A 13,532-nucleotide genomic window follows, 5' to 3' on the forward strand; every position below is an offset into this window, starting at 1 on the left:
GAAGCAGGGAACCGGCGTCGCTCGATTTCCGACGCCCCGGTCCCGACTCCCCATTCCCGACTCCCGCCCTACGGCTGCACGACGGTGATTGTTCCCACCTTCGAGCGACCCACGCCACGGATGTCCGGCCGGTACATGTCCTCGACCAGCGGCGGCGGCACGGTGTAGGTACCGGGCGTGACCGCGCGCACCAGGTAGAACACCTTGGCGGTGTCGCCGCTGTCCAGCTTCAGCGCGGCCACGTAGCGATCGTCGCGAAACTCCTCGTGCTTCACGTCCGCCGCGCTGCCGCGATCGCTGACGCTGATGCCGTCGACCACCACGTCGGCCCATTGCTTGGCGTCACCCAGGTTGAAATTCTCAATCTCCAGGCCGGCCGGCAGCAGATCGGTGAACAGCGCGTCGGGCATGCTCGCATGCGGGGTGATGCTGACCCGGACGATCAGCGCCTCGCCCTCCTTCAGCGTGCCGCCGTTCCACTCCTTGCCGTCGGTGGTGTAGTAGCGCCGTTCGATGCCGATCTGGCGTTCGTCGGCGGCCGGCGGCGTGCGCGGGATGCCGCTGACATCCAGGCTGGCGTACAGCGGCGGCTGGCCTTCCGGCACGAAACGCGCGCCGCGCGCCAGCGCCGCGTGATCCAGGCTGCGGCCGAACACCTTGCCCGGCGCGACGGTTTCGCTTTCGCCACCCAGGGTCCAGGTACCGGACACCAGCTTCTTCTGATCCACCATCAATGCCTTGCCCAGGCGCGCCAGCGCGACCTGCTCCTGCGTGCTCAGCCACAGCCAGCCGCTGTTGCGGCGGGCATCCAGTTCGCGGCCCAGCGACACCGCGCGGCGGTCGTACTCCGGCTTGGACAGTTTGCGCTCGTGGACCAGCGCGATCATCAACGCGTCATCGCGCAGGCGGGTGCCGTAGTCGCCCAGGTAGTCGGGGCGATCACCGTTCTTGGCGAAACCCTCGGCAATCGCCTTCGCGCCACGCGCCTTGTCGCCCTGCAGCGACAGCGCCAGGCCCAGGTGCACCAGCGGCAGGCCGGTCAGGCTCTTGTTGCGCTCATTGTCGTACAGCGCGCGCAGCGTGCCCAGCGGCGCGCGATTGACCCGCGCCAGCGCGTAGCCGGCATAGGCCTGGTTGGCGAACTTGAGGTGATCGCGCTGCGAGTAGCCGTAGAACTGCGCGCCGCCGGCCAGCAGATCCTCGTTGAGGCGGTTGAGCGCCTTCTGCAGGACGTTGTCCGGCACGGCGAAGCCGCCTTCGCGCGCATCCAGCAGGAACTCGACCACGTACGGGGTCAGGCCCGGATTGACGTAGCCGTCGTCGCCCCACATCGAGAAATGGCCGTTGGCGACCTGCATCGAGGCCAGCCGGCCGAACGCGCCTTCCATGCGTTCGCGCCGCTTCTTCGCATCCAGCCCGCCGACGCCCAGAGACTTGGCGGTGGCGTCATCCAGCTCCAGTGCCGCATAGCCCTTGCTGGTGGTCTGCTCGGCGCAGCCGTAGGGATACTCGAGCGCGCCATGCAGGGCGCTGGCGAAGGGAATCGGCGGCAGCGCGCTGACCAGCATCCGCGCATTGACCGAGCCGGTCATCAATCCGTCGGCCAGTCCGGCCCCCATTTCCACCGGCGCCATGCTGTCCAGCACCAGCGTGCGCGAGCGCAGCACCGCCGGCCAGCCGGCGCGCACCGGCAGGTCGTAGCGGCGATCGACCTTGAAGCCGTTGCCGTCCACCCGCACGCGCACCTTGGCGGTGGTGTAGCCCTCGCCCGCGGTGATCGGGAAGCTCAGGGTGGTCTTGGCGTCGGTCGCCAGTTTCGCGCTGCGCGCGGATTCGCCGATCGACAGCGGGCCCTCGCCGTCCACCCGCACGCTGAATTCACCCGGCTTGCCGGTGAAGTTCTGCACGTCCAGGGTCACCATGCTGCGATCGCCCGGCGCCAGCACGCGCGGCAGGCTGGCTTCGGCCACGATCGGCGCGCGCACCAGCGTCTCGCGATCGCGGTTGCCGTAGCGCTCGTCCGAATACACCAGCGCCGACACCCGCAGGGTACCGTTGAAGTCGGGCACCTTCAGGCGGATGCGCGCGTTGCCCTTGGCGTCCAGCTTCACCGGACCGGCGAACAGGTCCACGGTCTGCACCCGCGAGGTCGGCCGCTTGGCCTGCGGCAGCGCGGTCAGCGCCATGTCGCCGCCGAAGCGGATCTTGGCGCTGCCGCCTTCGAAACTCTCGATCACGCGCCCGTAGATGTCGTACGCGTCCACGCCGAGACGGCGCTGGGCGAAGAACTGCGCGTTCGCGTCCGGCACCGGGAAGCGGGTGATGTTGAGGATACCCACGTCCACCGCCGAGACGGTGACGTGCGCGGCCTTGCCGGCCAGTTCGGGCACGCTGACCGTCACCGGCAGCTCCTGCTCCGGGCGCATCTGCTTGGGCACGGCCAGGCCGACGGCGACGCGGCGCGCCTTGCGATCCATCGGCACGTGGGCCACGCCGACCGCGCGCGCCGGGGTGATCTTGCTCGGTGCGGATCCGCCGCGGAACACCAGCGCGGTGATGTAGACGTCGTGCCGCTCCCAGTCCTGGGTGACCGGAATGGAGAAGCGGCTGCCGGGCTTGGCATCGATCTCCTGCACGTACAGCATGCGATCGGCCTCGACCATCAGCAGGCCCTTGCCGGGGTGCGGTGGCGTCAGCGTCACCTGCAAGGTGTCACCGGCCTTGTAGCCGGTCTTGTCCAGCGCCAGCTTGACCTTGTCCGGTCGCGCATCCAGCCCGCGGTTCTGATCGTCCCAGCTCCAGCCGGCGCGGAATGGATAGCGGGTGGTCAGGCCGGACGCCGGATCGAACACGTCCAGCCGGTACTCGCCCCACTCCACCGGATAGTCGATGCGCGCGGCGGTGGCGCCGGCATCGATCACCTTGGTTTCCAGATTCTCGAAGCGGCGGGTGAAATCGTAGTCCCAGCCGCCATCCTCGTCGTAGTTCCAGTGATAGTCGCGGTGCTCGCGCACCAGCGTCGCCTTCAGGCCCTTGCCGGGCTGCGGCTTGCCGGCGGCATCCACCCGCATGATCTCGAAGCCGGCGTTGCTGTTGGCATCGGCGCCGTCCTTGTCGTCGAACAGCGGACGCACGCCGACCAGCGTGTTGGCCGGCCACATGATGCGCTTCAGGGTGCGCGTCACCGTGCGGCCACCGGTCTCGTAGACACTGCCCGAAACCACCGCCGCGACCGGCGTCACCGGCTTGACCTCGGCCGGCAGCGCGATCGCCTCGCGATAGACGCCCTTGTCATCGAATTTGGCATCGACGACGTCCTTGGCTTCCTTCGGCAACTCCACGGTGGGGTCGCCGAAGAAGTAGCCCGGCAGCGCTTCCACCGGATGCTGTTCCACCGCCACCGCCAGTCGCGCGGTGAAGCGGTTGCCCGCCGCCGGCGCGCCATACAGGTATGCCGCCGTGGCCTGCAGTTGCAGCGGTTGTCCAGGCTTGAGCGTGGCCTGCCCGGTGCTGTCCAGATCCAGTTTCATCCGCTCGGGCAGGAATTCCTCGATCCGCAGGGTCATGCCCTGCACCGCTTCCTTGCTGGCCGGATCGGTACGGAACTCCACCTGCCAGCGACCGGTCGGCGCTTCCTGCGGGATGACCTGCTCGAAGTTGAAGTAGCCTTGCTCGCCCGGTTGCAGGCGGGTCTCGCGGAAGGTCTTGCCGTCGGGTTGTTTCAGCCGCAGGAAGATTGGCTGGGCCTTGACCGGACGGCCGTCGAAGTCGCGCAACAGGGCCGAAAGGCGCACGGTTTCGCCGGGACGATACAGGTCGCGGCCGGACCAGGCGAACACGTCGAACCAGGCCTGCTCCCGGCCGGCCACCGCGAATTCGGACAGGTCCAGCGCCGGCTGGTTGAACGGCAGCATCGATACGTCCTGGCCGCGCCGGGCGATCAGCACGTGGCCCGCATCCAGCGTGTACTTCAGCAGGGCATTGCCATTGCTGTCGGTCTTGCCGGTCAGGAAGGTCTCGCCCTTGGCGTCCAGCACCCGCAGTTCGACCCCGCCCACGGCGGCGCCATCGCGCAGCGATGCGGTGTGGACGAACAATTTATCCTTGTAGGCACGCGTATGCAGGCCCAGGTCGCTGACGGTGAAGAACGCGGTCTCGAAATCGCCGGCGAACTTGCCGGTGCGCTTCATCACCGCGAAATACAGGCCCGGCTCCTGCAGTTCCTTGATGTCCTGGATCGGCAGGTAGGTCAGCAGGCGCTCGTTCGGCTTGCCACCGAGCAGGAAGCGATTGACGTAGACCGGCTCGGCCAGCTGCGCGATCGGCGTGCTGTCGCCGTAATCGCTGTCCAGATCCCAGCTGCCGCGACGGCCGCCGCGCTGGTATTCGGAGAAGAACTTCGGCAACGATTTCTCGTTGACCCGCAGGAACTCGACATCGACTTCCTTGACGTTGATGGAGACCACCGGGAGGCCGCGGCTCTCGCGCGCCGGCAGCACGCTGCCCTGCGAAGCGAAGCCCACCGCCGGATCCAGTTCGCCGGTGTGCACGCGCTGCTTGAGTTCCTTGCCCAGCCGGCTGCCGTCGGCGGCGAGCAGGTCCGCGCGCACGATCACGTCGTAGTCCTTGGCCGCCTCCACCGACGGGAAGCGCAGGATCCTGCCCTTGTCGTCCAGCACCCAGCTGCCCTTGACGGTTTCGCCGTTGGCGCCGGCCACCGCCAGCAACTGGTCGAAGTCCTGCGAGCTCACCAGCGGTCGGCTGAACTCCAACGCGATCGCCAGGCTGCCGTCGTGCTGATCCGGATAGGCGCTGGCCAGCCCGAAGCCGACCACCTCCTGCCGCTGCGCCTGCACCGCCTCGCCGCTGGCCTCGGGCAGTTGCCCGGTGTCGTTGCGCTTGCATCCGGCCAGCGCGCCTAGCGCCAACAGGCCGACGAAGAGTGCGCGCAGGCCGAAGGAACGCGCGCTGCGGAAGGAAGGAGCCAACGATTCCATGTGCATGTCCCTGATCCGGTCTTGGCGGCAGTATAGAACGCGGAACACGATGCTTTGGGGTCAGCGAAGCCAGGAACCGGAAAAGAAAAACCCCGGCAAGCCGGGGGTTCTCATCGCGTTGCCGACGGGCCTCAGGCCTGCGGCGGCGCGGCGGCGACATCGCCGGCGGCGGCGGTATCGATTTCGCCTTCCTCGTCCTCGTCCAGCGACGCGTCCAGGCGCTCAACCGCCTGCAGCACCTCGCCCTCGGACAGCCGCATCAGGGTCACGCCCTGGGTGTTGCGGCCGACGCGGGAGATTTCCGAAGCGCGGGTGCGTACCAGGGTGCCGCCATCGGAGATCAGCAGCACCTCGTCGCCGGCACGCAGCAGCACCGCGCCGATCAACTTGCCATTGCGCTCGCTGGTCTGGATGCCGATCACGCCCTGGGTGCCGCGGCCCTTGCGCGGGTATTCGGCCAGCGGGGTGCGCTTGCCATAGCCGTTCTCGGTCGCGGTCAGGATGTAGGCCACGTCGGCGTCGTCGGCGCCGGTTTCCAGCACCGCCTCCTCGCCGGTTTCGACCACGTCCTCGGCGCCCTCTTCCTCGCCCTCGTCCACGCCACCGGCGGACTCGGAGACGATCAGGCTGACCACTTCCTCGCCCTCGGCCAGGCGGATGCCGCGCACGCCGGCGGCGGTGCGGCCCATCGAGCGCACCTTGTCCTCGGCGAAGCGGACGGTCTTGCCGTTGGAGGCGAACAGCAGCACGTCGTTGCCGCCATCGGTGAGCGCCACGCCGATCAGCGCGTCGCCCTCGTCCAGGCTGATGGCGATCTTGCCGCGGGCCAGGCGGAACGCGAACTCGGTCAGCGGGGTCTTCTTGACCGTGCCGCTGCGGGTGGCGAAGAACACGTAACGGCCTTCCTCGTAGGCGCGCACCGGCAACACCGCCTGGACCTTCTCGCCTTCCTCCAGCGGAATCCAGTTGATGATCGGGCGGCCGCGGGCATTGGAGCCGGCTTCCGGCAGCTGGTGCACCGGCAGCCAGAACACCTTGCCGCTGCTGGTGAAGGTCAGCAGGGTGTCATGGGTGTTGACCAGCCACAGCTGGTCGATGAAATCCTCTTCCTTGGTCGCCGCCGCGCTGCGGCCACGGCCGCCGCGGCGCTGGGCGCGGTAGGCGCTGACCGGTTGGCGCTTGGCGTAGCCGGCATGCGACAGGGTGACCACCACGTCTTCCGGGGCGATCAGGTCGAGGATGTCCAGATCCTCTTCGCTGTGGCGGATTTCACTGCGGCGCGCGTCGCCGAACTCGGCCTTGACGTTCAGCAGCTCGTCGCGGATGACCTGCAGCAGCACGTCGGGGTTTTCCAGGATGCGGATCAGGCCGGCGATGACCTCCAGCAGTTCCTTGTATTCCTCGGTCAGCTTTTCCTGTTCCAGGCCGGTCAGGCGATGCAGGCGCATCTCCAGGATCTGGGTGGCCTGCACGTCGGTGAGCTGGTAGGCGCCATCGACCAGGCCCACGCCCCTGGGCAGATCTTCCGGGCGCGAGGATTCGGCGCCGGCCGCCGACAGCAGCGCGCCGACTAGGCCCGGCGTCCAGGTCTTGGCCAGCATCCGCTCCTTGGCTTCCTGCGGGTTGGCCGAGGTCTTGATCAGCTCGATCATCTCGTCGATGTTGGCGAGCGCGACCGTCAGGCCTTCCAGGATGTGGGCGCGGGCACGGGCCTTGCGCAGTTCGAAGATGGTCCGGCGGGTGACCACCTCGCGGCGGTGGCGCACGAACGCTTCCAGCATCTGCTTCAGGTTGAGCAGCTGCGGACGGCCGTCCACCAGCGCCACCATGTTGATGCCGAACACCGATTCCATCGGGGTCTGCGAATACAGGTTGTTCAGCACGACCTCGGCCGATTCGCCGCGCTTGACCTCGATGTAGATGCGCATGCCGTCCTTGTCGGACTCGTCGCGCAACTCGCTGATGCCCTCCAGCCGCTTTTCCTTGACCAGCTCGGCGATCTTCTCGATCAGCCGCGCCTTGTTCACCTGGTAGGGAATCTCGGTGACGATGATGGCTTCGCGGCCGGTGCGATCATCGACCTCGATGTCGGCCTTGGCGCGCATGCGCACGCGGCCGCGGCCGGTGCGGTAGCCGGCGATGATGCCGGCGGTGCCGTTGATCAGGCCCGCGGTCGGGAAATCCGGGCCGGGGATGTACTGCATCAGCCCGTCGACGTCGATCTCGGGATCGTTGATCAGCGCGATCAGGCCGTCGATCACTTCCGACAGGTTGTGCGGCGGGATGTTGGTGGCCATGCCGACCGCGATGCCGGCCGAGCCGTTGACCAGCAGGTTCGGGAACCGGGTCGGCATGACCGTCGGCTCCAGTTCCTTCTCGTCGTAGTTGGGCTGGAAATCGACGGTTTCCTTGTCGATGTCCGCCATCAGTTCGTGGGTCAGGCGCGACATGCGCGCTTCGGTGTAACGCATCGCCGCGGCGCTGTCGCCGTCGACCGAACCGAAGTTGCCCTGCCCGTCCACCAGCAGGTAGCGCAGCGAGAACGGCTGGGCCATGCGCACCAGCGTGTCGTAGACCGACTGGTCGCCGTGCGGATGGTACTTACCGATCACGTCACCGACGATACGCGCCGACTTGTAGTACGGCTTGTTGCTGTGCGCGCCCAGTTCGTTCATCGCGTACAACACACGTCGATGCACCGGCTTCAGGCCGTCCCGGACGTCCGGGAGGGCACGCCCCACGATCACGCTCATGGCGTAATCGAGGTAGCTTTTGCGCATCTCGTCTTCGAGGTTGACGGGGATGATTTCCTTGGCGAGATCAGCCATTCGGGTTCCGTAGTCTCAGGTTTTTCGAGCCGAAACCGGCCTGCCGGGACGGAGCCGGCAACGCTAGCGCGGGCGGGGTTTCAGGCAGGTTTTTACAACCTGCGGAGTGTATCACAGGCGGGACTTTTTCGCCCGTTTTTCAGCCCCGAAACAAGCAGTTAGCCGGTCATCCGATGGCTCGCGGAGGGCATCGCGCCCGAGGCCGCCGGAGCGCCCCTGTCCCTGCCCGGGGCTCCCCCTCTCCGGACGCCGGCAAATGCCACCGGGCCGGCCGGTTCAGCCGAAAGCGGCCCGCATCTTCGCCAGCGTCGGCTGCTCCACCACGCCCTTCTCGGTCACGATGGCGTCGATCAGGCTGGCGGGGGTCACGTCGAACACCGGGTTCCAGGCGGCGATGCCCTCGGCCACCGTGCGGACGCCGCCAATGCCCAGCAATTCGCCGGGATCGCGTTCCTCGATTTCGATGGCGTCGCCGTCCGGCGTGGCCATGTCGACCGTGGACGACGGCGCCACCACCATGAAGCGCGCGCCGTGGTGGCGGGCGGCGATGGCGAGCTGGTAGGTACCGATCTTGTTGGCGGTGTCGCCGTTGGCGCAGATCCGATCCGCGCCCACCACGACCCACTGCACCGCGCCGGTCTTCAGCAGGTGCGAGGCGGCCGAGTCGGCGATGAGGGTGGCCGGAATGCCGTCCTGCTGCAGTTCCCACGCGGTCAGCCGAGCGCCCTGCTGCCAGGGCCGGGTCTCGCCGGCGAACACGCGGCCAATCCGGCCCTGTGCCACGCCCGCGCGGATCACGCCAAGCGCGGTGCCGAACCCGGCGGTGGCCAGCGAACCGGTATTGCAGTGGGTCAGCACGCCGCTGCCCGCCGGGATCAGGGCCGCGCCGAGTTCACCCATGTGGCGGTTGGCGGCCAGATCCTCGTCGGCGATGGCCTGTGCCTCGCGTTCCAGCACCGCGCGCCAGTCCGCGCCCGTTCCATGCAGCGCCGCGCGCATGCGCGCCAGCGCCCAGGCCAGGTTGACCGCGGTCGGGCGCGCCGCGTTGAGGCGTTGCAGCGCCGGTTCCAGCGCGGAGGCGGCCTGCGCGCCATCGGCAGCCTCGACCGCGCGCGCGGCCAGCACCACGCCCCAGGCGGCGGAAATACCGATTGCCGGCGCGCCGCGCACGGCCAGCGCGTGGATGGCCGCGGCGACCTCGTCGCTGGTCGCGCAGGTCAGGTATTCGACCACGAACGGCAGCTTGCGCTGGTCCAGCAGTTCCAGGGCGTCGCCGGTCCAGCGGATCGGACGGATGCGGTCGTAGCGGGCGTAGTCGAAGGCGTCGTTCATCGCGCCATTGTAGCGGCCAGAAAAAAGCCCCGCGCATGGCGGGGCCTTTTCCATGGGGATGTTCCCGTGGATATGTTCCTGCGAGGTCCGCCGTCACCAGACCCGGAACTCGGCGCGGCAGCCGCCGCTGACCCAGATGCCGCCGCGATCCCAGCCCCAGCTGCGTCCTTCGATGCACGGGGATTTGGAGATCTGCCGCTCCACCCGGGCGCCGCGCCGGACATGGGCGTCGCAATGGCGGGTGCGGTTGTCGTTGGAATCGCAGCGCACGATCTGGTTGTTGCCGCCCCAGTTGCCGCCATTTCCGCCGTTCCAGCCACCGCCGCCGCGACCGCCGACCGCGAACTCGGCGCGGCAGCCGCGCGAGACCCAGATCTGATCGCGCTCACGGCCCCAGTTGTAGCCCTCGACGCAACGGGTCTTGGAGATCTGCCGATGCAGGCGCACGTAGCCGCCGCGCGGAATCGCGCAGGTGCGGTGGCGATCGTCGTTGGAATCGCAGCGGACAATCTGGTCGCCGCCGTTTCCGTTCCAGCCTCCGCCATTCCAGCCACCACCGCCCCAACCGCCACCGCCGCGCGTGCGGAATTCGGCGCGGCAGCCGCCGGTGACCCAGATGCCGGAGCGATCCCAGCCCCAGTTGCGACCCTCGGTGCAGTAGGTCTTGGACAGCCCGCGAATCAGTTCGACGCCGCCGCGGGTATCGGCCTGGCAATGGCGGTACTTGGCGTCCTGGGACTCGCAGCGGACGACCTGCCCATAGCCATCCCCCGGGTAGCCATAGCCGCGATCCTGGGCCGTCGCCGTCGCGGCCACGGAGCCCAGGGACAGCAGGGACAACAGCGGCAACATCCGATGCATGACGCGGATCGTGGCGTGCTTCATGGCGCGATCTTCCGTGGGTGGTGTTGGTGGAGAATCTACCGGACCATCATGAATGTGAACCCAAGAAACCGTTTCCGTTTTTGGCGCTGCCAGAAGACGTTTGGCCGCCACTCAGGCTCGCGCGAAATCGAAGCAGAGCACGTCGGCGATGCGCGGCGTATCCAGCATCGCCATCAGCAGGCGGTCCACCCCCAGGGCCACGCCCGCGCAGTCCGGAAGGCCGGCATCCAGCGCCGCCAGCAGGCGCGTATCGATGGCCGGCGCATCCTGCCCGCGGGCTTGGCGCACGGCGACGTCGCGAAGGAATCGCCTTGATTGTTCGGTGCCGTCGGCCAGTTCGTGATAGCCGTTGGCCACTTCCAGCGGCCCCAGGTAGATCTCGAAGCGCTCGGCCACCGGCACCGCGTCAGCGCGCACGCGCGCCAGCGCGCATTGCGAGGCTGGATAGTCGTACAGCGCCAGCAGTTGGTCGACGGGAAACGCCGGCTGCAGGCGATGGGTCATCAGCAGATCCAGCCAGTCGTCGCGGTCCAGCCCTTCGGGCTCGATGCGCACGTCCGCCAGCGCATTGCGCAGGACATCGATGTCGTCGAGCATCGGGTCGATGCCGAGCGACTCGCGATAGAGATCCCGGTAGGCGACCCGGCGCAGGCGCAGGTCGCGGCCCACCAGCGCTAGGCATTCGCGCAGCAGTCCGGCGCACTCGTCGATCAGTTGCTGGTGATCCCAGCCGACCCGGTACCACTCCAGCATGGTGAACTCGGGGTTGTGCCGGCCGCCGGCTTCACCGTCGCGGAACACGCGTCCCAGTTCGTAGCAATCGCCCAGCCCCGCCGCCAGCAGTCGCTTGAGCGGAAATTCGGGCGAGGTGCGCAGCCAACGACGGCGCGGGCCGGCATCGACATGCCCGCCGAATTCCAGCGAGAACGAAGCGATGTTGGGATCGGTGTTGCCGGCCTGCGACATCACCGGCGTCTCTATTTCCATCACGTCGCGCGCGGCGAAGAACGCCCGCAGGGTGGCGTTCAAGCGGGCGCGCAGGCGGATGGCCTCGAACCGCGCCGAGGGCTGCCAGCTCATGCGTGCTTCGCCAGGAAAGCCAGCAGTTGCGCCTCGTCCCAGATTTCGATGCCCAACTCCTGCGCTTTCGCCAGCTTGGAACCGGCGGCCTCGCCGGCCACCACCAGGCTGGTTTTCTTCGACACGCTGCCGGCGACCTTCGCGCCCAGCGCCTCGAGTTTCGCGCCGGCCTCGTCGCGGCTCATCGCCGCCAGCCCACCGGTCAGCACGACGGTCTTGCCTTCCAGCGGACCGGCCGGACCGGTGTCGCCTTCGGGCGTGATCGACAGCAGGTGTTCCACCACCTGGCCCGCGTGTGCCAGCAGCCTGGCGTGTTCGGGCGCTTCCAGCCAGGCCGCCAGCGCGTTGGCCGATTCGGACGGCAGGCCGGCGCTGACGAACTGGTGCGCCGGCGCGTCCACCAGCGCCTCCACGCGCGGGAACGCGGCGGCCAGTTGCTCGGCGCGCACGCGGGTGACCTTGGGGATTTCCAGATCCACCAGCAGCGCGGCCAAGCCGAGGTCGTCGCGCAGTTTCGGGTGCGGCGGGTGCGCGTCGGTGAGGGTGACGCCGCGCGACAGCAGATCGTCGATGACCTGCTGGTTGCCGGGCTGGTCGAAGAAATGGCCCAGCGAGCGCGCGACTTCGCCGCCGATGTCGGGCACGCGCTTGAACAGCGGCCACGGCATGCGCCGGATCAATTCCAGATCGCCGAACCACAGCGCCAGCGCCTTGGCGGTGCTCTCGCCGACATGCTGGATGCCCAGCGCGAACAGGAAGCGCTCCAGCGTGGTCGTGCGGCTGTGGTCAATCGCCTCGATCAGGTTGTCCGCCCACTTGGTGGCGACCTTGCCCGCCTTCACCGTTTCCGGCGTGGTGCCGTCGCGCTCGTCGGCGCGGCGTTTCATCTCCAGCAGGTCATCCACCGTCAGCCGGTACAGGTCGGCCACCGAGGTGACATAGCCCAGATCGCTCAACACCTCGACGTAACGCTCGCCCAGGCCCTCGATGTCCATCGCGCGGCGCGAGGCAAAGTGGCCGATGGCCTCCTTGCGCTGCGCGGCGCAGGTCAGTTCGCCGGAACAGCGCCAGACCGCCTCGCCTTCCTCGCGCACCACTTCCGAACCGCATACCGGGCACCGCGTGGGCATGGACCATGGTTGGGTACCGGGTGGGCGGCGCTCCAGCACCACCCTCACCACTTCCGGAATCACGTCGCCGGCGCGGCGGATGATCACGGTGTCGCCGTTGCGCACGTCCAGGCGGGCGATCTGATCGGCGTTGTGCAGGGTGGCGCGGGTGACGGTGACGCCGCCGACCTGCACCGGCTGCATCAGCGCCCACGGCGTGACCGCGCCGGTGCGGCCGACGTTGACCTCGATCGATTCCAGCACGGTCATCTGTTCCTGCGCCGGGAACTTGTGCGCGATCGCCCAGCGCGGCGCGCGCGAGACGAAACCCATCTCGCGCTGGCCTTCATAGTCGTCGAGCTTGTAGACCACGCCGTCGATGTCGAACGGCAGCGCGTCGCGCTTGTCGCCGACGCTCCGGTAGTAGTCGAGCAGGCCATCCACGCCGTCGACCACGCGGTTCTCCGCGCTGACCGGGAAACCCCATTCGCGCAGGCGCGCCAGGGTCTGCGAATGGCTCGCCGGCAGGTCGCCGCCCTCGACCAGCCCGACCGCGTAGGCGTAGAACGCCAGCGGACGCTGCGCGGTCATGCGCGGATCCAGCTGCCGCAGCGAGCCGGCCGCGCCGTTGCGCGGATTGGCCAGCACCTTGCCGCCCTCCTTCAGCGCGCGCTCGTTGTAGGCGCGGAACGCGGCCAGCGGCATGTACACCTCGCCGCGCACTTCCAGCACCCGCGGCCAGCCCTTGCCGCGCAGGCGCATCGGAATGGCCTTGATGGTGCGCAGGTTGGCGGTGACGTCCTCGCCGGTGGCGCCGTCGCCACGCGTGGCGCCCTGCACGAACGCGCCGTCCTCGTAGCGCAGGCTGATCGCCAGGCCATCGAGCTTGGGCTCGACCGAGAACAACAGGTGCGGCCGCTTCAGCTTTTCGGCGATGCGGCGGACGAAGTCCTGCACTTCCTCGTCGCTGAAGGCATTGCCCAGCGACAGCATCGGGATCGCGTGGCGGACTTCGGCGAACCGGGCCGAGGGCGCGTTGCCGACCCGCTGGGTGGGCGAGTCCGGGGTAATCAGATCCGGGTTCGCCGCTTCCAGTTCGTCCAGTTCGCGCAGCAGCCGGTCGTACTCGGCGTCCGGGATATTGGGTTCGTCGAGGACGTGGTAGCGGTAGTTGGCATCGTCGAGCAGGCGACGCAGCTCGATGGCGCGGTCGGCGGGTGTGGGTGCGGTCATGGCGGGATTGTAGGACGGAGGGCCGCAAAGCCGGCGTGTTCTTATCCGGCGTGTTCTTATCGGGCGCG

The 13,532-nt window shown here is 68.3% G+C and carries 6 protein-coding genes; all 6 read right to left on the bottom strand.

All coding sequences use genetic code 11. From position 1 onward, the window contains the following. Positions 1-68: 68 nt before the first annotated feature. Positions 69-5,003: an alpha-2-macroglobulin family protein gene (locus IQ458_RS02515; protein WP_203321802.1), complete on the bottom strand. Its 4,935-nt coding sequence runs from the start codon at positions 5,001-5,003 to the stop codon at positions 69-71. Between the two features lie 125 nt (positions 5,004-5,128). Then, positions 5,129-7,825, bottom strand: coding sequence for a DNA gyrase subunit A (gene gyrA, locus IQ458_RS02520; RefSeq protein WP_203321803.1), 2,697 nt, complete (start codon positions 7,823-7,825; stop codon positions 5,129-5,131). Positions 7,826-8,101: 276 nt separating this feature from the next. Further along, on the bottom strand, positions 8,102-9,157 hold the full coding sequence (gene mtnA / locus IQ458_RS02525; RefSeq protein WP_183641849.1) for an S-methyl-5-thioribose-1-phosphate isomerase: 1,056 nt from the start codon (positions 9,155-9,157) through the stop codon (positions 8,102-8,104). Between the two features lie 93 nt (positions 9,158-9,250). Then, a complete protein-coding gene (locus IQ458_RS02530) occupies positions 9,251-10,042 on the bottom strand; it encodes a DUF3011 domain-containing protein (RefSeq protein ID WP_235996586.1) in 792 nt (263 codons plus the stop codon). A gap of 111 nt (positions 10,043-10,153) precedes the next feature. Next, positions 10,154-11,122: an EF-P lysine aminoacylase EpmA gene (gene epmA / locus IQ458_RS02535; protein WP_203321804.1), complete on the bottom strand. Its 969-nt coding sequence runs from the start codon at positions 11,120-11,122 to the stop codon at positions 10,154-10,156. After that, entirely contained in the window at positions 11,119-13,464 is a 2,346-nt protein-coding gene (gene ligA / locus IQ458_RS02540; protein WP_183641855.1) for an NAD-dependent DNA ligase LigA, read from the bottom strand. Before ligA ends, epmA begins: the two co-directional genes overlap by 4 nt. Positions 13,465-13,532: the final 68 nt, after the last annotated feature.

The sequence above is a fragment of the Pseudoxanthomonas beigongshangi genome, assembly GCF_016820515.1.
In the GTDB taxonomy this organism is placed as follows: Bacteria; Pseudomonadota; Gammaproteobacteria; order Xanthomonadales; family Xanthomonadaceae; genus Pseudoxanthomonas_A; species Pseudoxanthomonas_A beigongshangi.